Below are 19,997 nucleotides of genomic sequence, written 5' to 3'. Positions count from 1 at the left end.
GGCCGAACCCCATATAGCGTCCCATGCCCCCCACCGTCGTCATCCTGGGCCGCCCCAACGTGGGCAAGTCCACCCTGTTCAACCGCCTCGCCGGGCGGCGCATCGCAATCGTGGACAACACCCCGGGCGTCACGCGCGACCGCAAGGAGGCGCCGGCGCGGATCGGCGGGCGCGACGTGTTGCTAGTGGACACGGCGGGGCTGGAGGAGGCGGCGCCGGAGACGATCCAGGGGCGGATGCGCGCCTCGTCCGAGGAGGCGCTGCGGCGGGCGGACGTGGCGGTGTTCGTGGTGGACGCGCGCGGCGGCATGACGCCGTCCGACCTCGCCTTCGCGGCGTGGCTCCGGCGGCAAAGCGTGCCTGTCATCCTGGTGGCCAACAAGACGGAAGGGCGCCAGGGCGGGTATTGGGCGATGGAGGCCTACGAGCTCGGCTTGGGCGACCCGGTCGCCGTCTCGGCCGAGCACGGGGACGGCATCGGCGAGCTGCACGACGCGGTGCGCGAGCTGCTGCCGGAGGAGGCCGAAGGGGAGGACGAGGCCGATCCCGACCGGCCGCTCCGCCTCGCCATCATCGGGCGGCCCAACGCGGGCAAGTCCACGTTGCTCAACGCGCTCTTGGGCGAGGAGCGGATGATCACCGGGCCGGAGCCGGGGCTGACGCGCGACGCCGTGGCGGTGGAGTGGCGCGACGAGACGGGCGGGCGCGTGCGGCTGGTGGACACGGCAGGGCTGCGGAAGCGCGCGCGCGTCACGGAGGATTTGGAGAAGATGTCGGCCGCCGCCTCCCTCGCCGCGCTGAAGGAGTGCGAGGTGGCGGTGCTGGTGGTGGACGCGCTGCTCGGCATGGACGAGCAGGAATTGCGCCTGGCGCGGCTGGCGGAGCGCGAAGGGCGCGCGGTGGTGATCGCCCTCAATAAGTGGGACGCGGTGGAGGACCGGACGGCGGCGCGCAACCGCCTGTCCGACACGCTCATGACGAGCTTGGCGCAGTTGAAGGGCGTCGCCGTGGTGCCGCTCTCGGCCGCGACGGGGAAGGGCGTCGAGAGGCTGATGCCGGCGGTGCGCGAGGTCTACGCGCTGTGGAACAAGCGCGTGCCGACCGGCGAGCTGAACCGCTGGTTCGAGGACATGCTGGCACGGCACCCGCCGCCGCTGGTGGACCGGCGGCGGATCAAGCTGCGCTACGCCACCATGCCCAAGGCCCGTCCGCCGACGGTGGTGGTGTTCGGCACGCGGGCGGAGGAGCTGCCGGAGGACTACCGGCGCTACCTGGTGAACGGCTTCCGCGAGGCGTTCGGGATGCCGGGCGTGCCGGTCCGGTTGCAGACGCGGGGGACCACGAATCCCTACGCCGAGGAGAAGGCCGGGTAGCGGCGGGGCGGGCGGCGTGCCCGCCCCGCCGCCTGCGCCTCAGATGAACCAGCTCCCCGTGGCTTCGTAGTTCGCCATCACCTCGGCGGCCAGGGCGGCCCAATCGACCGGCCCGCTCGCCTCCGCGGGGACCACCGGCGTGCCGGTCTCGGCCGGGGCGGCTTGGAGGGCCGCTTGTCCGGCGGGGGGCGCCCAGGCGGAGGCGCCGCCGCCCAACGGCTTGAAGTCCACGTGCGACACCGTCAGCGAGGTGTTCGGGTTGTTGTTCAGGAACCCGATGGTGTTGTTCATGCCGCCGTGGTCGAAGTCGGCCGGCACGTGGTCGGTGACGACGCCCTTCTCGGCGCCGTCTACCCGGAAGGTGATCCGGCCCGGTTCCCAGGTCAGTTGGTAGTCGTGGAACGAGCGGCCAGAGACGCCGTCGTAGACGCGCGCGGTGTAGGCGTCCGAGCCGCCGTTGTTCCAGTGGACGGTGCCGTAGTGCCGGCCCGAGCCGTCAGGCGTGATCTCCGCGAGGTCGATCTCCTGCCCGGGCCACTTGTCGTCGCCGGGCCAGAGGAGGATCGCGGGGCCGGGCTGGTTGCCGTCCAGCTTCGCGGTGACGGTGTAGGTGCCGTAGCCGTGGCCGGCTTCCTTGCCGGACGCGAACTCCATCAGGGCCGCGCCGCCGCCGCTGAGCTTCACCTCGCCCTTGGTCGAGGTGTCGACGTTCCACGCGCTGCCGAGCGCGCCGGTGCCGTTGTCGAAGCTTTCGCTGAGGGCATTGTTGGGCATTACGCAACTCCAAGTTGAGTAAGTTCGAAAATGTCCGCGCGGAGCGCCCCCGTTACGATGGGCGCGGTGAAACGGCGCGTGCGACGAGGCGGCCTGGAATGGTTCCAGACGCGGGGCGTGGTTCACCCGTTCGGCCCCGCGGGTGGACCCGCGCGGCCGTTCGTCCGGGCGCCGGACGCGGGTTCGCGCCGGCGGGCGGACGGGTGTTCCGTTCTTCGATCCGACCTGGGGCCCTGCCGGACGCAGGGCTGGCGGTTCGGTATCGCGGCGTCACCGGTGGGGTGGCGACGTTGCCTAGCGGTTGGGACGCCACCGGCTGTCGGCGGCGACTGGTACTCGGGACCACCAGGGTTGACGCCAGCGAAGCGAGCCGCGTCGCTAGGGTCGGTCGGACGCCGATTGCTCCGGCGGCTGGGGGTGGTGCGACAGCGTCGCTGGACTCGTTCGATGGTACTTTCGATCCAACCGTGCTTGGTCGGATTGCATCGAGAGGTTCCGAAGCGAGTTAAACGCGCAGTGTCGCTCGGATAACGGTTCCCTTTACTGTGGATAACAGGCTGCTCGGCGTTGTCATTTCCCCGCGAGCGAGAGCTGGATTACGTCGAAGTTAATTGTGGGTCAACCGTGATCTGAATTTCTTTATTTGAGACAAAACGTTTGTAGCTGCGCTCGGATGTGTTGCACCGCAGAGGGACGATGAGCCGCCACGATCACACCCCGATGCCGCGTCCGCGAGGCTGCGTCGCGGCGCCGACTCGCCCGACCCACTGAGCATGCGGAAGCTAGGCGAGAGGGAGCGGGGCGTCGCCGGTCCATTCCGTTGGCGGCGCGCGAGCGGACGGACCCGTGCGTCGGGCCCGCCCGCCGTGCTTGGCGGCGCGCCTAGGCCTTCGTGACCACCACTTCGAGGTACTCGCTCGGCACGATCAGCGCCTCCTCGCCCCCGCGGTTCATCCGCGCGAGGAGCGCCATGATGTCCGCTTCCAGGGCGGCGCCTTTCTCGGCGTCGAGGGCGGCGAAGGCGCGGTTGGTGGGGCCGTAGTAGGTCTTGAACACCTCCAGCCAGTGCGCCGGCGACTTGTAGCGGAAGTTGAAGACCTGGGGCGCCGCCTTCACCGCATGGCCGGGGAACAGCTCGGCCAGCCGCGCTTCGGTGCCCCAGAGCGCGGGGGACCGGACGCCCGCCGGGGGCGGCACGTGCTTGCCGATCGTTTTGAAGAGCTGGCCGACGAAGCCCTCCGGCGTCCAGTTGGCGAGGCCGATGCGCCCGCCTTTGCGGACGACGCGGGCCATCTCGGCGGCGGCCTTCTCCTGGTTCGGCGTGAACATGACGCCGAAGGTCGAGAGCGCGACGTCGAAGCTCCCGTCGGCGAAGGGGAGTGCTTCGGCGTCGGCCTGCTGGAAGGAGGCGGAAAGGCGGTCGGCGGCGGCGCGTTCCTTGCCGCGGTCGAGCAAGGCGGGGACGTAGTCCGTCGAGGTGACGTCGGCGAAGCGCCGGGCGGCCGCGAGGGTGGCGTTGCCGTTGCCCGCGGCGACGTCGAGGACGCGCTCGCCGGCGCGGAGGTCCACCGCTTCGCACAGGCGCTCGCCGACGATCTGCAAGGTGGTGCCGACCACGGCGTAGTCGCCGGCGGCCCAGGTCGCCTGCTGGCGCTGCTTGATGGCGGCGTAGTCGGGTTCGGCGAGGGTGGTGGCGCTCATGGTGTCCTCCGTGTTGTTTCGTGGCCGCGCGTTCGCGCCGGCGGACCGGTTGTGCGGCCGTCGTTGTGCGGGCGCAAGCAAGCTGTCCGGCCCGCGCGCGGGATGCTGTGCGCCGGGTCACAGGTCGCGCGTGTCCGGGCAGGGGCGCGGTCCTTTCCCGGCGCCTGCTTGCCGCGGCCCGCGGCGTGCCCATACCTTCACGGGAAAGGGCCGGAACGACCGGCCCGAGAGGGAGGGTCCGACCATATGACGTTCCGGCTTTCGGCCACCATCGGCCTCGCCGCGGCGCTCGCCTTGCCGCCGGCGCTCGCCGCCGCGCAACAGGCGCCGCCGGCCCCCGCCTGGCAACAAGGCCGGCCCGACAGCATGGCCGCTTCGCCGCTGGCGCCGCACGCGCCGCGCATGACGGTCACGGCGCCCGACCGCATCCCCGTGGCCTCGCTCAAGGTGCCGGAGGGCTTCAAGGTGGAGCTCTGGGCGCACGGGGCGCCGGGCGCGCGCATGATGGCGGAAGGGCCGAACGGCACCGTGTTCGTCGGCAGCCGCACCATCGGGCGCGTCTACGCCATCTCGGAGGAGGGCGGGCAGCGCCGGGTGCGAACGCTGGCGCAGCAGCTCAAGCAGCCGAACGGCATCGCGGTGCGGGACGGCAACCTGTACGTGATCGCCATCAACCAGGTGTTCCGCTACGACGGCATCGAGGGCAAGCTCGACAACCCGGGCCAGCCGACCGACCTCACCGCGGCCTTCAACCTGCCGACGGAGGAGCACCACGGCTGGAAGTTCGCGGCCTTCTCGCCGGACGGGCGGCTGACCATGAACGTCGGCGTGCCCTGCAACGTGTGCGAGTTCGACCGCGACCGCTTCGCCACCATCGTCTCCTTCCGGCCGGACGGCTCCGACCGCAGGATCGAGGCGAAAGGCATCCGCAACTCGGTGGGCTTCGACTGGCACCCGCGGACGCGCGAGCTCTGGGCCACCAACAACGGGCGCGACTGGGCGGGCAACGAGACGCCGAACGACACGCTGCACCGCATCCGCCGCCCCGGCGAGGACCACGGCTTCCCGTTCTGCGTGGGCTCGTGGAACGACCCGGCGGTGCCGCAGCGCGAGTGCAGCGAGTTCGTGCAGCCCGCGGCTGAACTCGGCCCGCACGTGGCGGCGCTCGGCGCGCGGTTCTACACCGGGACGATGTTCCCCGAGCAGTACCGCAACCAGCTCTTCATCGCCCGGCGCGGGTCCTGGAACCGCGAGAAGCTGTCGGGCTACGACGTGGTCGTCGCCAAGATCGGCGCGGACGGCAACGTCGCAGGCATCGAGCCCTTCCTGACCGGCTTCCGCGACGACTCCAACAACGGCTTCAACGGCCGCCCGGTGGACGTGATGCAGCGGCGCGACGGCTCCTTGCTGGTGAGCGACGAGCAGAACGGCGCGATCTACCGCATTTCGCGGCAGTGACGTTCCGGGGTTCCTTGTTGGCGGCGGCCCTCGCGGCCGCCGCTGCCGTCTCCCCCGCCGCGGCGCAGGACGCGGCCAAGGGCGCGGTGTTGGCGGAGGAGCGCGGCTGCGGCTCCTGCCACGGCGCGCAGGGCGTCGCGGCGCAGGCGCCCATGCCCTCGCTCGCCGGGCAGCCGGCGGAGTTCATCACGCTCCAGATGATCCTGTTCCGCGAGCGGCTGCGCGAGGCGCCGCCCATGAACGACCTGTCGCAGGGCCTGGACGACACGCAGATAGAGGACTTGGCCGCGCACTACGCCGCCCTGCCGCCCGGCCCGCCGCCCGACAAGGGCCAGGCCGACGCGGCGAAGGCGCGGGAAGGGGAGGCGCTGGCGGCGAAGCTGAACTGCGGCGTGTGCCACCTGCCGACCTACGCGGGGCGGGCGCAGATCCCGCGCGTGGCCGGGCAGCGGGAGGACTACCTGGTCCACGCGCTGACCCAGTACCGCGATGGGACGCGGCGCGGTTCCGACACCAACATGAACGCGGTGATGTACGGGGTGACGGACGCGCAGATCGCCGCCCTGGCGCACCATTTGGCGCAACGGTGACGAAGCGGCCGGGTGGCGCGCAACCCGATGGCTCCGTAACCGTTTCGGAGCGGTTCGGGGCCGCCGCGCCCCCGGCGGCCAGGGTGGCCCGACCGTCGCGCGGCGTTGCCAGGAGGGGTGCGCGGCGTGAGCGACGTGTTCAGGGATTCCATCTTCTACTGGACATTCTCCAGCACGACGGGGGACGCGTATTCCGGGTACACTGTCACGGACACCGCCGCCCTGGTCGGGGTGCCCGTTGGGACCGTTTTCGCGTCTCCCTACGGCTTCGGGTTCGGCCAATACACCGTGACCAACATCGTGGATTATCCCTTCGACCTCAGCGCCCATTACGGCATCGGGTACTACAGCGAGGGCGCGACGGCCGCGTACTCCTACTACGACGGCTTCAACGGCTTGGTCCTCCCGACGCTTTACGGGTCGCAGGGCATCCCGACCTCCTACGGCGGGCTCGGCACGGAGTACGACTACGTCGCTTCGCCCTTCTTCGGCGGCTATGACGACTTCGGGTATGGCGGCTATTACTTGATCGCCTGAGGCGAGCCGCCCGGCGTTCCGCCCGCGCGGGAAATGCCTTATCCCGCGCCGCCATGGACACCCAGGCGCCGCCCCCTCCATCGGCCACGTCGTCCGCCGCGGCGGCCCGACCGCCGGGGCCCCTCCCGGCTTACCGCGCGCGGGTCGCTTCCGGCGCCTTGGTGCCCGACCCGGCGCAGGCGCTCGCGGCGGAGACTTTGCAGGACCTGTGGCGTCGGCTGCGCGGGTACGACCCGCGCCCGGAGGGGCCGGAAGGCGGCGGGTCGGGCGGCGGTTTCCTGTCTCGCTTCTTCCGCCGGAGGTCGGCCGAAGGGGCGCCGGAAGCGACGCCGAACGGGCTCTACCTCGTGGGCGGGGTGGGGCGCGGGAAGTCCATGCTGATGGACCTGTTCTTCGCCTGCGCCGACGTGCCCCGGAAGCGGCGCATCCACTTCCACCAATTCATGCAAGATTGCCACCGGCGCGTCCACGCGTGGAAGAAGGCCCATCCGGATGAGGCGGACCCGATCCCGCCGCTGGCGGACGGGATCGCCGCCGAAGCCGCCTTGCTCTGCTTCGACGAATTCCAGGTCCACGACATCACCGACGCCATGATCCTCGGGCGGCTGTTCGAGGCGCTGTTCGCCCGCGGCGTGGTGGTGGTGGCGACCAGCAACACCTTGCCGGACGACCTGTTCAAGGGGCGCCCCGGCCGCGATGCCTTCATGCCCTTCATCGCGCTGATCAAGGAGCGGCTGGACGTGCTGGTGCTGGACGCGGCGCGCGATTACCGCCGGGACCGCATCCTCGGCCTGCCCACCTGGCACACGCCGCTCGGCGGCCGGGCGGAGCGGGCCTTGGACGCGGCGTTCAAGGAACTGACCGGCGAGGCGCACGGCAAGCCTTGCCGCTTGGCGGTGCTGGGCCGTTGGCTGGAATTGCCGGAGGTGGCGCGCGGCGTGGCGCGGGCGGACTTCGAGGCGCTGTGCGGCCGCAACCTCGGCGCGGCGGACTACCTGGCGTTGGCGACGCACATGCACACCCTGGTGCTGGACGGCGTGCCGCGCCTCGGGCCGGAGAACGCCGACCGGGCGCGGCGCTTCATCACCTTGGTGGACGCGCTGTACGAGCACCGCTGCAAGCTGGTCGCCTCGGCGGAGGCCCCGCCCGACTGCATCCACGAGCAGGGCGAGAACGCCGCCATCTTCGAACGGACGGCCAGCCGGCTCGTCGAGATGCAGAGCCAGGAATACCTGTCGCTCCCGCATTTGACCTGATTCCTGAAACATGCTTCACGGAAAAGAGAACGCGTATGGAGGCATTCTGAATGCTGCGTAACTTGGCGCTCGCTTTCCTGGGCCTGTCCCTCTTGGTGGGTCCTGCTGCGGCACGCGGCAGCGACGGACCCACCAGCGGCAGGAGTTCCGACGCGAAGGTTTCCAGGGGCGCCAAGGCCAAGCAGCCGCCGCAGCAGGCCTCGCCCCTGTTGCGCCAAGTGATGGCGACCACGACCGTTCGCCCCGTCGCCTCGTCCGCCATCGGTGCCGGGACCTGCGGGCGCTCGTCCCGCGGGCAGGCGTCGCGCTGCCGCGGCGCGCAACTGGCGAGCTCCAGCCGCTGGGCGCGGGGCCTGCCGCCGGCCTTGGGCGTGCAAGCGCAGCAATGCCCGCCCGGCACCATGGCGACCCTCGCGGAAGGGCATGACGACATCGTGCGCTGCATCCCGGTCTGACCGGGAACGGTCCGGTTCCGGGGCTAGGCGCGCGGCCCGCCGCCGCCTTGCCGGTGCGGGCCCTGGGGGTTAGGAAGCGCGCTTTCTCCCCACCCCGCGCACCCGAAGGACCGCCATGGCCCGCAAGAAGATCGCGCTCATCGGCGCCGGCAACATCGGCGGCACGCTCGCCCACCTGATCGGCCTCAAGGAGCTGGGCGACGTCGTGCTGTTCGACGTCTTCGGCGGCGTCGCGGCCGGCAAGGCGCTGGACATCATGCAGAGCGGTCCGGTGGACGGCTTCGACAGCATGATGACCGGCGGCTCGGACTACGCCGCCATCGCGGGCTCGGACGTGGTGATCGTCACCGCCGGCTTCCCGCGCACGCCGGGCATGAGCCGCGACGACCTGATCGGCAAGAACGCCGGCGTCATCGCGCAGGTGGCCGAGGGCATCAAGACGCACTGCCCGGACGCCTTCGTCATCGTCATCACCAACCCGCTCGACGCGATGGTGTGGGTCATGCGGGAGAAGTCCGGCCTGCCGGCGGAGCGGGTGGTCGGCATGGCGGGCGTGCTCGATTCCAGCCGCTTCCGGCTGTTCCTGGCGCAGGAGTTCAACGTCTCGGTGGAGGACGTGACCGCCTTCGTGCTCGGCGGCCACGGCGACACCATGGTGCCGCTGACGCGCTACTCCACGGTGGCGGGCATCCCGGTGCCGGACCTCGTCAAGATGGGCTGGACCACGCAGGAGCGGGTGGACGCCATCTGCACGCGCACGGCCAACGGCGGCGGCGAGATCGTCAAGCTGCTGGAGAAGGGCAGCGCCTTCTACGCGCCGGCGGCTTCCGCCATCGCCATGGCCGAAGCCTTCCTCAAAGACAAGAAGCGCGTGCTGCCCTGCGCCGCCTGGCTGACCGGCCAGTACGGCATCAAGGATCTCTACGTGGGCGTGCCGGTGGTGATCGGCGCCGGCGGCGTGGAGCGGATCGTCGAAATCCAGCTCAACGGCGAGGAGAAGGCCGCCTTCGAGAAGTCCTGCAACGCGGTGCGGGAGCTGTTGGACGCCTCCAAAAAGCTCGTCGGCTGAGGCGGGGGGCGCCGCCATGAACATCCACGAGTACCAGGGCAAGGAACTGCTGCGGCGCTACGGCGTGGCGGTGCTCGACGGCCACGTGGCGTCCACCCCGGAGGAGGCCGAAGCCGCGGCGCGCAAGCTGCCCGGCCCGGTGTACGTGGTGAAGTCGCAGATCCACGCGGGTGGGCGCGGCGCCGGCCGCTTCAAGGAAGACCCGAACGGCAAGGGCGGCGTGCGTGTCGTCAAAACCGTCGAGGACGCGAAAGCGGCGGCGGCGGCGATGCTCGGCAAGACGCTCGTCACCAAGCAGACGGGCGAGACGGGGCGCGTGGTGTCGCGCGTCTACGTCGAGGCGGGGTGCCACATCGCGCGCGAGCTGTACCTCGGCCTGCTGGTGGACCGCGCCACTTCCCGCGTGACCGTCATGGCCTCCACCGAAGGCGGCATGGAGATCGAGGAGGTGGCGGCGGACCATCCCGAGAAGATCTTGCGCGTGGCGGTGGACCCGGCGTCGGGCATCTCCGGCTTCCACGCGCGCAAGCTCGCCTTCGGGCTCGGGCTGAAGGGCGGGCAGGTTTCCGCCTTCACGAAGTTCGTCACGGCGCTCTACCGCGCCTTCACCGAACTCGACTGCGCCATCGTGGAGATCAACCCGCTGGTCGTCACCGGCGCGGGCGAGGTGGTGGCGCTCGACGCCAAGGTGTCCTTCGACGACAACGCGCTGTTCCGCCACAAGGACCTGGAAGCGCTGCGCGACGACGGGGAGATGGACCCCAAGGAGCTGGACGCGGTCCGCCACGACCTGAACTACGTGGCGCTGGACGGCGAGATCGGCTGCATGGTGAACGGCGCCGGCCTCGCCATGGCGACCATGGACATCATCAAGCTCTACGGCTCCTCGCCGGCGAACTTCCTGGACGTGGGCGGCACGGCGGACGCGGCGCGGGTGACGGAGGCATTCCGGATCATCACCTCGGACGCCAACGTCAAGGCGATCCTGGTGAACATCTTCGGCGGCATCGCCAAGTGCGACATGATCGCCAGCGGCATCGTCGCGGCGAGCAAGAACCTGCACCTCCAGGTGCCGCTGGTGGTGCGGCTGGAGGGCACGAACGTCGAGCTGGGCAAGAAGATACTCGCCGAGAGCGGCCTTTCCATCATCCCGGCCGAGAACCTGGCCGACGCCGCCGAGAAGGCGGTGCGCGCCGTGAAGGGAGCCGCGTAGGCATGGCCATCCTGATCGACGCGAACACCAAGGTCATGACCCAGGGCTTCACCGGGTCGCAGGGCACCTTCCACGCCGAGCAGGGCATCGCCTATGGCTCCAACTACGTGGGCGGCGTGACGCCGGGCAAGGGCGGGACCACGCACATCGGGCTCCCGGTGTTCGACACGGTGGCGGGGTGCCTGGAGGCGACCGGCGCGGACGCCAGCGTGATCTATGTGCCTCCGCCCTTCGCCGCCGACGCCATCCTGGAGGCGATCGACGCGGAGGTGCCGCTGATCGTCTGCATCACGGAGGGCATCCCGGTGCTCGACATGGTGCGGGTGAAGCGGGCGCTGGACGGCTCGAAGTCCCGCCTGGTCGGGCCGAACTGCCCGGGCGTGATCACGCCGGACGCCTGCAAGATCGGCATCATGCCGGGGCACATCCACCGGCGCGGCTCGGTCGGCATCGTCAGCCGTTCCGGGACGCTCACCTACGAGGCGGTGGCGCAGACCACGGCGGCCGGGCTCGGCCAGACCACCTGCGTCGGCATCGGCGGCGACCCGGTGAAGGGGACGGACTTCGTCGAGGTGCTGGAGATGTTCCTGGCCGACAGCGAGACGAAATCCATCGTCATGATCGGCGAGATCGGCGGGCAGAGCGAGACCGAGGCGGCCGAGTTCCTCGGGCGGGAGAACCGGGGCGGCAAGCCGGTGGTAGGCTTCATCGCCGGCGCCACCGCGCCGCCGGGCCGTCGGATGGGCCACGCGGGCGCGGTGATCTCGGGCGGCAAGGACACGGCCGCGGCGAAGATCGAGGCCATGCGCGCGGCCGGCATCCACGTGGCGGACAGCCCGGCGGCGCTCGGTTCGACGATGGTGAAGGCGTTGAAGGGGTAGGGGCTGCCGAATCGCCGCCGCAAATCCTGCGTAGAAGCACCATCTACGGTCCTTGGCGGCCCGGCCCCGACGATCCTCGTCGCGGGACGGCGGCGCCGATGACGCGTTGATCTGATCGCCGCCGGCCCCGTGGCGCCGGCAGGGAGGAAACCGAATGGCCGGAGTGGACATCCTCGCTTCCGCGATGACCGGGGCGAACGCCGCCTTCCTCGCGGACCTCTACGCCCGCTGGGTGGAGAAGCCGGACAGCGTCGATCCCTCTTTCGCCGAACTCTTCGCCGCGCTGAACGACGACGCGCGCGCCGTGCTGACCGACGCTTCGGGCGCGTCCTGGGCGCCGCGGCCGCGCGGCGGCTTCGCGCCGGCGCCGGACGCGCCGCCGCTGGGCAGGGGAAAGGGCGCCGCCCCAACGGCCGCCGCCGACCCTGAAGCGATCCGCGCGGCGCAGCTCGACTCCATCCGCGCGCTGATGCTGATCCGCTCCTATCGCGTGCGCGGGCACTTGGAAGCGCAGCTCGACCCGCTCGGCTTGCAACAGGTGAAGCCGCATCCGGAGCTGGACCCGGCCGCTTACGGCTTCACCGAGGCCGACTGGGACCGCCCAATCTTCATCAACGGCGTGCTCGGCCTCGATACGGCGACCATCCGCGAGATCATGGAAGTGGTGCGCGCCACCTACTGCGGTCCGATCGGCGTGGAGTTCATGCACATCCAGGCGCCGGACCAGAAGGCGTGGATACAGGAGCGGATGGAAGGCGCGCCCTGGACCCGCGCCTTCGACGGCCAGGCCAAGCGCGCCATCCTCGGCCAGCTCACCGAGGCGGAGGGCTTCGAGGCCTTTCTCGCCCGCAAGTACGTCTCCACCAAGCGCTTCGGCCTGGAAGGCGGCGAGAGCACCATCCCGGCGGTGCAGACGGTGATCGAGGCCGTCGCCCGCGACGGGGTGGAGGAGATCGCCATCGGCATGGCGCACCGCGGCCGGCTGAACGTGCTGGTCAACGTGGTGAAGAAGCCCTTCACCCAGGTTTTCGCCGAGTTCCAGGGCGTGGCCGCGAACCCCGACGACGTGCAGGGCTCTGGCGACGTGAAGTACCACCTCGGCACCTCCACCGACGTGGAGATCGGCGGGCGCACCGTCCACCTCTCGCTCCAGCCCAACCCGTCGCACCTCGAAGCCGTGGACCCCGTGGTGGTCGGCAAGGTGCGCGCGCGGCAGGACATGCGGGGCGACACCAAGCGGCGCCGCTCGGTCATGGGCATCCTGCTGCACGGCGACGCCGCCTTCGCGGGGCAGGGCGTGGTCTACGAGACCATGGCGATGAGCCAGCTCATCGGCTACCGCACCGGCGGCACGGTCCACATCGTCACCAACAACCAGATCGGCTTCACCACCATGCCGGCCCACGCCTATTCGGGCCTCTACTGCACGGACATCGCCAAGGCGGTGCAGGCGCCGATCTGGCACGTGAACGGCGACGACCCGGAAGCGGTGGTCTTCGCGGCCCGGCTTTGCGCCGAGTTCCGCCAGGCCTTCGCCACCGACGCGGTGCTCGACATCGTCTGCTACCGCCGGTACGGCCACAACGAGACGGACGAACCGGCGTTCACGCAGCCGATCATGTACAAGCGCATCCGCGAGATGCGGACCACGCGCACGCTCTACGCCGAACGCTTGGCGAAGGAGGGCAGCGTTCCGGCGGACGAGGCCAAGGCCGTGCTCGACGCCTTCAACGCCAAGATGGACGAGGCCTTCGAAGCCTCCCGCGCTTTCCGCCCGAACAAGGCCGACTGGCTGGAAGGCCATTGGGCCGGGCTGAAGGCGGCCACCGAAGGCGAGAACGAGGAGCGGCTGCACGCGACGGCGGTGCCGCTGGACGCGTTGCGCCAGGTCGGCGCGGCGCTGGCCCGCGTGCCGGAAGGCTTCGGCGTCAACCCCAAGATCGCGCGGCAGCTCGAAGCGAAGAAGCAGGCGATCGAGAGCGGCGAAGGCATCGACTGGGCGACGGGCGAGGCGCTGGGCTTCGGCACCCTGCTGCTCGACGGCCACCGCGTCCGCCTCTCGGGCGAGGACGTGCAGCGCGGCACCTTCAGCCAGCGCCACGCCGTGCTGGTGGACCAGTCGAACCAAGCCGAGTACGTGCCGTTGAACAACATCCGCGAGGGCCAGGCGCGGTTCGAGGTGTTCAACTCGCTGCTGTCCGAGTTCGGCGTGCTCGGCCTGGAGTACGGCTACTCGCTCGCCGACCCGCACACGCTGGTGCTCTGGGAAGGGCAGTTCGGCGACTTCGCCAACGGCGCGCAGGTCATCATCGACCAATTCATCGCCTCGGGCGAAGCGAAGTGGCTGCGGATGTCGGGCCTCGTGCTGCTGCTGCCGCACGGCTACGAGGGGCAGGGGCCGGAGCACTCCTCGGCGCGGCTGGAGCGCTACCTGCAAATGTGCGCTGAGCGCAACATGCGGGTGTGCAACCTGACCACGCCGGCCAACTACTTCCACGCGCTCAGGCGCCAGCTCAAGGCCAACTACCGCAAGCCGCTGGTGCTGATGACGCCGAAATCGCTGCTGCGGCACAAGCTGGCGGTGAGCAGCCTCGCCGACTTCGGGCCGGACAGCGCCTTCCAGCGCGTGATCCCGGAGATCGACGCGACGGTGCCGGAGGCCGAGGTGAAGCGCGTCGTGCTCTGCTCCGGCAAGGTCTACTACGACCTGCTCCAGGCGCGGCGCGACGCCGGCGTGAAGGACGTGGCGATCATCCGGATGGAGCAGCTCCACCCCTTCCCCAAGGAGGGGCTGGGGAACGCGCTGGCGCCCTACACGAACGCCGAGGTGGTGTGGTGCCAGGAGGAGCCCGAGAACATGGGCGCCTGGACCTTCGTGGACCGGCGGATCGAGGGAGTGCTCAAGGCGCTCGACATCAAGGCGAAGCGGCCCGAGTACGCCGGCCGCGAGGCGGCGGCGAGCCCGGCGACGGGCCTGGCCAAGGTCCACGGGCAGCAGCAGGAGAGTCTGGTGCGCGAGGCGCTGGCGCTGTAGCGGCGGGGCGCGCGGCAAGGGAAGGCTGAGGACGATGACGGAGATAGTGGTCCCCACCCTGGGCGAGAGCGTCAGCACCGCGACGGTCGCGCGCTGGCTCAAGCAGGCGGGCGAGCAGGTGGCGGCGGACGAGCCGCTGGTGGAGCTGGAAACCGACAAGGTCACGGTGGAGGTCAACGCGCCCTCGGCCGGCGTCATCGAGAGCATCGCCGCCGACACCGGCGCCGAGGTGTCGCCGGGCGCGGTGCTCGGCGTGATCGGCGCCGGCAACGGCGCGGCCAAAGCGGCGCCGAAGGCGAAGGCCGCTGCTCCCGCCGCCGCGCCGGCGCAGCCTAAGGCCGAAGCGCCCGCGTCCGCCCCCGCGCCGCAGCCGAAGGTGGAAACGCCCCGCCCGCCCTCCGGTCCGGTGGCCGTGCCCGGCGGCCACGCGCCGCTGCCCGCCGCCGCGAAGATGATGGCGGAGAAAGGGGTCACGGCGGAGCAGATCGGGAACGGCTCGGCCAAAGGCGGGCGCATCGCCAAGGGCGACGTGATCGACTTCCTCTCCCGCGCGCCCGCGCAGCAGCCGCAGCAGGCGCCCGCCGGGGCGCGCGCGCCGCGCGCGTTGGAGGAGGGCGAGGAGCGGGTGAAGATGACCCGCCTCCGCCGCACCATCGCCGCGCGGCTGAAGGAGGCGCAGAACACCGCCGCCATGCTCACCACCTTCAACGAGGTGGACATGGGCGCGGCCATGGCGCTGCGCACCGAGTACCGCGACGCCTTCGAGAAGAAGCACGGCGTCCGCCTCGGCTTCATGTCCTTCTTCGTCAAGGCGTGCGTCGCGGCGCTGAAGGAGTTCCCGGCCGTCAACGCCGAGATCGACGGCGAGGACGTGGTCTACAAGAACTTCGTCCACATGGGCATCGCCGTGGGCGGCCCGAACGGGCTGGTGGTGCCGGTGCTGCGCCACGCCGACCGCATGGGCTTCGCCGAGATCGAGAAGACCATCGGCCAGTTCGGCAAGCGCGCGCGCGACGGGCAGCTCAAGCTGGAGGAACTGGCGGGCGGCTCCTTCACCATCACCAACGGCGGGATATACGGCAGCCTGATGAGCACGCCGATCCTCAACCCGCCGCAGAGCGGCATCCTGGGAATGCACAAGATCCAGGAGCGGCCGATGGTGGTCGGCGGCAAGGTGGAGGTGCGGCCGATGATGTACCTGGCGCTCTCCTACGACCACCGGATCGTGGACGGGAAGGAGGCGGTGAGCTTCCTCGTGCGCGTGAAAGAGGGCGTGGAAGACCCGCGCCGGTTGATGCTCGACATCTGAAAAACGGGCGCGCCCGGCGCCCGTTCTGCTATGCTGCCGAAGCCGGCGAGGGGCTTTTCCGCCCGCCGGAGCCGATAAACGCGCCAGCCACACCAAAGAGCGGGAAACCGTCCCATGCGTTCCTACGACGGCCAGTTCTCCGACAACCGCCCGCTGAAGCGCACGCGGGAGGAGAAGGTGCGCCTCCTCGCCGAGCTGAAGGAGACGCTGCGCTCCCTCAAGCCGCACACCTCGCCCGAGCTGCGCGCCTCCATCGGCGGGCGCATCAAGGAGCTGGAGGCGGACCTCGCCGCGCCGCCGCCGCCGCCGCGGGAGCGCCGCGGGCCGTCGCACTACGAGGAGCGGTTCGGCACCGGCCCGCGCCCGCCGCGCCGGCCCCGGCCGCCGCGGGAGTTCTGAGCGACCGTTCGGAGGGCGCCGCGGGCCGGTCCCGTGGCGCGCGCGCAGGCGCGCTCCGCCACGCCGCGTGTCGTGGCCGGGGAGCGCAGCCGGCCCGTGCTACCGTGCCCTGGCCAGTTCGGGCTCGGCCGGCGGCGTTGCGCCGCCTTCGTCCCGATGCGGCGATGCGACAGGAGGCCCGTCATGGTCGACTACCGTTTCGGGAGCAGCTCTTTCAAGAGCCTGCTGTGGATCAACAAAGGCGCCGCCTTCGAGGAGCCGAGCGGCATCGATGTCGAGTTCACCACGCCCGGCGCCTTCACCATCCGGATCGCGTATCCGTCGGGCGCGGTGAGGAAAGACCACACCTACGAGAACAAGAACGGCGGCTGGCATTCCTGCGACATGACCTCGCTGGGCATCCACAGCGGGGCCTACAAGCTGGGCTTCGTGAACGCCTCCCACGGCGAGAAGAAGATCAAGCAGGGCGTGGTCTACATCCGCGACTGATCGCCTGCCCGGACGGCGCCGGCGGGCTCAGGCGAAGCGCCGCGACGCGGCCCCTGGCGGCTGCGGCCCGCCTGGCCGCAGCGACTCGTAAGCCGCGCGCACCAGCGCTGCGCCGTGCCGCCGCTCTAAGCGCCGCACCGTGAAGTGCGCCTTCGCTATGCCGCGGTAGTGCTCCAGGAAGGCGAGGTTCACCGCCGCGCCGGCAGCGGCGCCGAGCAGCGGCGCGGCCTGGGCCGACACCTTGAACGCGGCCGCCCCGCCGAAGCGGCTCGCCACCGCGCCCAGCAAGCCCGGCAGCATCTGCGCCATGGTGCGCCCGGCGGCGCTCTTGAGGCTCTCGGCCAGGGCCAGGCGCATGGCGAAGTAGCCGGACTCGACGTTGTCGTCCGACGGATCGCGCCCGCCGAGCGCGAAGACCTTCAGGCATTCGGCCTGCGCCACGGGGTCGGACAGGTCCTCGCCCTCCTCGGCGGCGATGGTGGCCACTTGGCGGAGCAGGAGCGTGGTGGAGACCGGCAACTCCAGGATCGTGCCGGGCAGGCCGAGCGCGCCGCCGGCGGCGCCGGCCGCGGCCAGCGCCCCGCGATGCATCCAGCTCTCGGGCAGCGGCGTAGGCGCTTGGCCGGGCCGGGTGAGGAGGGCGGTGTCGAGCGCCGTCCGCAGCGCGCGGCGGATCGCGCCGTCGATGAGCCGCTGCGCCGGGGCGGGGAGGTTGCGCTTGAGCGCCTCCACGGAGCTGCCGACGACCTGGGCCAGGCGCGCGGGCAGGGAGATGCCTTCCAGGATGGCGACCGCGGATTCCAATTCGGCGCGGGCGCCGGCCGGCAGGGAAGCGGGGACGGGGAGATGCTCGGTGGTGGTGTCGCTCATGATCGGTGCTGCAACGCCCGCGAGGCCGAATTGTTCACCTTGCGCGCCGGTGGGGCGGCGGGTGGTCGTGCGCGGGGCCGCGGCGTCATGCTTGGCGTTGGCGGCCGCCGGGTGCGGCCGGGGCGGGCCCTTGCCGCCGGAAGCGCTGCGCGCGCTCGGCGGGCCGGCGCTGGAGCCGGACCGGTACTTCGAGGGCCGCACCGCCTCCTTCGGCGTGTGGGAGGACAGCGGCGGCGCGTCCACGGGCCGCTTCTCCACCGAGGCGGAGGGGCGCCGCGACGGGGACGCGCTGGTGCTCGACCAAACGGTCCGCCTGGATGACGGCTCGGTGCAGGAGAGGCAATGGCGGCTGCGACGGGTGGGCGCGCACCGATACGAGGCGACCTCGGCGCCGGTGGTCGGCACCGCCGTCGGCGAGGCGCAAGGGCGGACATTCCATTGGGCCTACACCCTGACTCTGCCGCCCGGCGACTGGCTGCGCCGGGTCGATTTCGAGCACTGGATGTACCTGGCCGACGACGGCGAGACGCTGCTGAACCGCTTCACCGTCCGCAAGCTCGGCTTGGTGGTGGCGCGCGCCTCGGAGGTGTTCCGCCGCCGGGTCGCGCCCTGAGCGGCCGCGCCTACAGGATGTAGCGGCTGAGGTCGGCGCTGCCGGCCAGCGGCGCCACCTTCTCCTGCACGTAGGCGGCGTCCACCCGCACCGCCTCGCCGCCGCGGTCGCTGGCGGTGAAGGAGATCTCCTCCAGCATCCGCTCCATCACCGTGGCGAGGCGGCGGGCGCCGATGTTCTCCACCTTGGCGTTGATGTCGGCGGCGAGGTCGGCGATGGCGTCCACCGAGTCGTCGGTGAACTCGATCGCCAGGCCCTCGGTGCCGAGCAGCGCCACGTACTGCTTGATGAGCGAGTGCTCCGGCTCGGTCAGGATGCGGCGGAAGTCGTCGCGCGTCAGCGCCGCCAGCTCCACCCGCAGCGGCAGGCGGCCTTGCAGTTCGGGCAGCAGGTCGGACGGCTTGGCGAGGTGGAAGGCCCCGGAGGCGATGAACAGGATGTGGTCGGTCTTCACCGGCCCCTGCTTCGTCGTGACGGTGGTGCCCTCGATCAGCGGCAGGAGGTCGCGCTGCACGCCCTCGCGGGAGACGTCGCCGCCGCGGAAGCCGCCCTCGCCGGTGCGGGCGCAGATCTTGTCGATCTCGTCCAGGAAGACGATGCCGTTGTTCTCGACGTTGGCGACCGCGTCGCGCGTCAGCGCCTCCTGGTCAAGGAGCTTGTCCGCCTCGTCGCGGACCAGGGCTTGGCGCGCCTCGGCCACCGTCATCTTGCGCGGCTTGGTCCTGCCGCCGAACATCTTGCCGAGCATCTCCTGCATGTTCTGCATCTGGATGCCCTGGGCGCCCGGCAGGTCGATCATGCCGATGGGCATGCCGCCGCCCTGGTCGGCGATCTGCACCTCGACCTCGCGCGTCTCGATGGTGCCTTCGCGCAGCAAGCGGCGGAACTTCATCCGCGTCTCGCCGCTGGCGCCCTCGCCGACGAGGGCCGTCACCAGCCGCTCCTCTGCGGCGAGCTCCGCCTTGGCCTGGACCTCCTTGCGGGCGTGGTCGCGCGTCTGGGTGATGGACACTTCCACCAAGTCGCGGACGATGCTCTCCACGTCGCGTCCGACGTAGCCGACCTCGGTGAACTTCGTCGCCTCCACCTTGAGGAAGGGCGCGTTGGCCAAGCGGGCGAGGCGGCGGGCGATCTCCGTCTTGCCGCAGCCCGTCGGGCCGATCATCAGGATGTTCTTCGGCACCACCTCCTCGCGCAGCCCCTCGGGGAGCTGCTGGCGGCGCCAGCGGTTGCGCAGCGCGATGGCGACGGCGCGCTTGGCGTCGTTCTGGCCGACGATGTAGCGGTCGAGCTCGGAGACGATCTCGCGCGGGCTCAGGTTCACGGTTTCGGTCGGCATCAGGTGTCCAGCGTTTCGAGCACGACGTTGCTGTTGGTGTAAACGCAGATGTCGCCGGCTATCCTCATGGCGCGCCGGCAGACCTCGTCGGCGGCTATGCCGTCCACGGTCGCCAGCGCGCGGGCGGCCGCCAGCGCGTAGTTGCCGCCGGAGCCGATGCCGATGATGCCGTCCTCCGGCTCCAGCACGTCGCCTTGGCCGGTGACGAGCAGGGAGCGGTTGCGGTCGGCGACGGCGAGCAGCGCCTCCAGCCGGCGGAGGTAGCGGTCGGTGCGCCAATCCTTCGCCAGTTCGACGCAGGCGCGCTCCAATTGGTCGGGAAAGCGCTCCAGCTTGGCTTCGAGGCGCTCCAGCAGGGTGAAGGCGTCGGCGGTGGCGCCGGCGAAGCCCGCGAGCACGCGGCCCTGCGCGATGCGCCGGACCTTGCGGGCGTTGCCCTTCACCACGGTCTGGCCGAGCGAAACCTGGCCGTCGCCGGCCATCGCCACCTGCGGGCCCTTGCGGACGCAAAGGATGGTGGTGCCGTGCCAGCCCAAGGGGTCGTGAGGGGAGGTCGGAGGGCTCATGATCCACGCAGATGGGATGTGCGCGGGGAGCATACAACCGGGGCGAACTGTGGCGGTGGGCCATGCCTCCC

19 protein-coding genes are annotated in these 19,997 nt (G+C 71.0%); 14 read left to right on the top strand and 5 right to left on the bottom strand.

Annotated features, from left to right (window positions below):
* Nucleotides 1–23 precede the first annotated feature (23 nt).
* Complete coding sequence (gene der, locus ABD067_RS13275; protein WP_343895788.1) at nt 24–1,373, top strand: ribosome biogenesis GTPase Der; 1,350 nt, start codon at nt 24–26, stop codon at nt 1,371–1,373.
* 39 nt (nt 1,374–1,412) lie between these two features.
* On the opposite strand, the gene ABD067_RS13270 is transcribed toward der, so the two are convergent.
* Both ABD067_RS13270 and ABD067_RS13265 read right to left on the bottom strand, forming a co-directional pair.
* Nucleotides 1,413–2,147 (bottom strand): glycoside hydrolase family 16 protein, encoded by a 735-nt coding sequence (locus ABD067_RS13270; RefSeq protein ID WP_343895787.1) that lies wholly within the window; start codon nt 2,145–2,147, stop codon nt 1,413–1,415.
* 882 nt (nt 2,148–3,029) lie between these two features.
* Complete coding sequence (locus ABD067_RS13265; protein ID WP_343895786.1) at nt 3,030–3,848, bottom strand: class I SAM-dependent methyltransferase; 819 nt, start codon at nt 3,846–3,848, stop codon at nt 3,030–3,032.
* A gap of 246 nt (nt 3,849–4,094) precedes the next feature.
* Here ABD067_RS13265 and ABD067_RS13260 point away from each other — a divergent pair, with 246 nt between their 5' ends.
* From ABD067_RS13260 to ABD067_RS13205, 12 genes are all read left to right on the top strand, one after another.
* Nucleotides 4,095–5,306: a PQQ-dependent sugar dehydrogenase gene (locus ABD067_RS13260; protein WP_343895785.1), complete on the top strand. Its 1,212-nt coding sequence runs from the start codon at nt 4,095–4,097 to the stop codon at nt 5,304–5,306.
* A gap of 17 nt (nt 5,307–5,323) precedes the next feature.
* Complete coding sequence (locus tag ABD067_RS13255) at nt 5,324–5,896, top strand: c-type cytochrome (protein ID WP_343895784.1); 573 nt, start codon at nt 5,324–5,326, stop codon at nt 5,894–5,896.
* 126 nt (nt 5,897–6,022) lie between these two features.
* Nucleotides 6,023–6,433 carry a hypothetical protein gene (locus ABD067_RS13250; protein WP_343895783.1) on the top strand — a complete coding sequence of 137 codons (411 nt, stop codon included), beginning with the start codon at nt 6,023–6,025 and terminating at the stop codon, nt 6,431–6,433.
* 53 nt (nt 6,434–6,486) lie between these two features.
* Nucleotides 6,487–7,689 carry a cell division protein ZapE gene (gene zapE, locus ABD067_RS13245; RefSeq protein WP_343895782.1) on the top strand — a complete coding sequence of 401 codons (1,203 nt, stop codon included), beginning with the start codon at nt 6,487–6,489 and terminating at the stop codon, nt 7,687–7,689.
* Nucleotides 7,690–7,739: 50 nt separating this feature from the next.
* On the top strand, nt 7,740–8,144 hold the full coding sequence (locus ABD067_RS13240; protein ID WP_343895781.1) for a hypothetical protein: 405 nt from the start codon (nt 7,740–7,742) through the stop codon (nt 8,142–8,144).
* Nucleotides 8,145–8,259: 115 nt separating this feature from the next.
* Nucleotides 8,260–9,213, top strand: coding sequence for a malate dehydrogenase (gene mdh, locus ABD067_RS13235; RefSeq protein WP_343895780.1), 954 nt, complete (start codon nt 8,260–8,262; stop codon nt 9,211–9,213).
* Nucleotides 9,214–9,229: 16 nt separating this feature from the next.
* Nucleotides 9,230–10,426 (top strand): ADP-forming succinate--CoA ligase subunit beta, encoded by a 1,197-nt coding sequence (gene sucC, locus ABD067_RS13230; RefSeq protein WP_343895779.1) that lies wholly within the window; start codon nt 9,230–9,232, stop codon nt 10,424–10,426.
* Nucleotides 10,427–10,428: 2 nt separating this feature from the next.
* Entirely contained in the window at nt 10,429–11,307 is an 879-nt protein-coding gene (gene sucD, locus ABD067_RS13225; protein ID WP_343895778.1) for a succinate--CoA ligase subunit alpha, read from the top strand.
* Nucleotides 11,308–11,461: 154 nt separating this feature from the next.
* Nucleotides 11,462–14,341 (top strand): 2-oxoglutarate dehydrogenase E1 component, encoded by a 2,880-nt coding sequence (locus tag ABD067_RS13220; RefSeq protein ID WP_343895777.1) that lies wholly within the window; start codon nt 11,462–11,464, stop codon nt 14,339–14,341.
* Nucleotides 14,342–14,375: 34 nt separating this feature from the next.
* Nucleotides 14,376–15,650, top strand: coding sequence for a 2-oxoglutarate dehydrogenase complex dihydrolipoyllysine-residue succinyltransferase (odhB, locus tag ABD067_RS13215; protein ID WP_343895776.1), 1,275 nt, complete (start codon nt 14,376–14,378; stop codon nt 15,648–15,650).
* Nucleotides 15,651–15,764: 114 nt separating this feature from the next.
* Nucleotides 15,765–16,049, top strand: coding sequence for a hypothetical protein (locus ABD067_RS13210; RefSeq protein ID WP_343895775.1), 285 nt, complete (start codon nt 15,765–15,767; stop codon nt 16,047–16,049).
* Nucleotides 16,050–16,232: 183 nt separating this feature from the next.
* Nucleotides 16,233–16,538, top strand: a complete 306-nt coding sequence (locus ABD067_RS13205) for a hypothetical protein (RefSeq protein WP_343895774.1) — start codon at nt 16,233–16,235, stop codon at nt 16,536–16,538.
* A 27-nt stretch (nt 16,539–16,565) separates the two neighbouring features.
* On the opposite strand, the gene ABD067_RS13200 is transcribed toward ABD067_RS13205, so the two are convergent.
* The gene (locus tag ABD067_RS13200; protein WP_343895773.1) at nt 16,566–17,408 is read right to left on the bottom strand and encodes an EcsC family protein; all 843 of its coding nucleotides are present in this window, start codon (nt 17,406–17,408) and stop codon (nt 16,566–16,568) included.
* 130 nt (nt 17,409–17,538) lie between these two features.
* Between ABD067_RS13200 and ABD067_RS13195 the strand changes: the two genes are divergently transcribed.
* The gene (locus ABD067_RS13195; RefSeq protein WP_343895772.1) at nt 17,539–18,021 is read left to right on the top strand and encodes a DUF3833 family protein; all 483 of its coding nucleotides are present in this window, start codon (nt 17,539–17,541) and stop codon (nt 18,019–18,021) included.
* 10 nt (nt 18,022–18,031) lie between these two features.
* Here the strand turns inward: ABD067_RS13195 and hslU are convergent, their stop codons facing one another.
* Nucleotides 18,032–19,360 carry an ATP-dependent protease ATPase subunit HslU gene (gene hslU, locus ABD067_RS13190; RefSeq protein WP_343895771.1) on the bottom strand — a complete coding sequence of 443 codons (1,329 nt, stop codon included), beginning with the start codon at nt 19,358–19,360 and terminating at the stop codon, nt 18,032–18,034.
* Nucleotides 19,360–19,926, bottom strand: coding sequence for an ATP-dependent protease subunit HslV (gene hslV / locus ABD067_RS13185; RefSeq protein ID WP_343895769.1), 567 nt, complete (start codon nt 19,924–19,926; stop codon nt 19,360–19,362). Before hslV ends, hslU begins: the two co-directional genes overlap by 1 nt.
* Between the last annotated feature and the right edge of the window lie 71 nt (nt 19,927–19,997).

The sequence above is a fragment of the Craurococcus roseus genome (assembly GCF_039523795.1).
Classification (GTDB): Bacteria; Pseudomonadota; Alphaproteobacteria; order Acetobacterales; family Acetobacteraceae; genus Craurococcus; species Craurococcus roseus.
Note: the sequence above shows the minus strand (reverse complement) of the source record. Positions and strands in the feature narration are given on the sequence as shown.

What these genes read in the sequence shown, in the direction of transcription:
- ABD067_RS13205 (WP_343895774.1), top strand. Translation starts at nt 16,233, where the DNA reads ATGGTCGACTACCGTTTCGGGAGCAGCTCTTTCAAGAGCCTGCTGTGG.
- ABD067_RS13240 (WP_343895781.1), top strand. Translation starts at nt 7,740, where the DNA reads ATGCTGCGTAACTTGGCGCTCGCTTTCCTGGGCCTGTCCCTCTTGGTG.
- ABD067_RS13210 (WP_343895775.1), top strand. Translation starts at nt 15,765, where the DNA reads ATGCGTTCCTACGACGGCCAGTTCTCCGACAACCGCCCGCTGAAGCGC.
- mdh (WP_343895780.1), top strand. Translation starts at nt 8,260, where the DNA reads ATGGCCCGCAAGAAGATCGCGCTCATCGGCGCCGGCAACATCGGCGGC.
- sucD (WP_343895778.1), top strand. Translation starts at nt 10,429, where the DNA reads ATGGCCATCCTGATCGACGCGAACACCAAGGTCATGACCCAGGGCTTC.
- hslU (WP_343895771.1), bottom strand. Translation starts at nt 19,360, where the DNA reads ATGCCGACCGAAACCGTGAACCTGAGCCCGCGCGAGATCGTCTCCGAG.
- ABD067_RS13220 (WP_343895777.1), top strand. Translation starts at nt 11,462, where the DNA reads ATGGCCGGAGTGGACATCCTCGCTTCCGCGATGACCGGGGCGAACGCC.
- sucC (WP_343895779.1), top strand. Translation starts at nt 9,230, where the DNA reads ATGAACATCCACGAGTACCAGGGCAAGGAACTGCTGCGGCGCTACGGC.
- ABD067_RS13260 (WP_343895785.1), top strand. Translation starts at nt 4,095, where the DNA reads ATGACGTTCCGGCTTTCGGCCACCATCGGCCTCGCCGCGGCGCTCGCC.
- hslV (WP_343895769.1), bottom strand. Translation starts at nt 19,926, where the DNA reads ATGAGCCCTCCGACCTCCCCTCACGACCCCTTGGGCTGGCACGGCACC.
- zapE (WP_343895782.1), top strand. Translation starts at nt 6,487, where the DNA reads ATGGACACCCAGGCGCCGCCCCCTCCATCGGCCACGTCGTCCGCCGCG.
- ABD067_RS13270 (WP_343895787.1), bottom strand. Translation starts at nt 2,147, where the DNA reads ATGCCCAACAATGCCCTCAGCGAAAGCTTCGACAACGGCACCGGCGCG.
- ABD067_RS13200 (WP_343895773.1), bottom strand. Translation starts at nt 17,408, where the DNA reads ATGAGCGACACCACCACCGAGCATCTCCCCGTCCCCGCTTCCCTGCCG.
- ABD067_RS13265 (WP_343895786.1), bottom strand. Translation starts at nt 3,848, where the DNA reads ATGAGCGCCACCACCCTCGCCGAACCCGACTACGCCGCCATCAAGCAG.
- der (WP_343895788.1), top strand. Translation starts at nt 24, where the DNA reads ATGCCCCCCACCGTCGTCATCCTGGGCCGCCCCAACGTGGGCAAGTCC.
- odhB (WP_343895776.1), top strand. Translation starts at nt 14,376, where the DNA reads ATGACGGAGATAGTGGTCCCCACCCTGGGCGAGAGCGTCAGCACCGCG.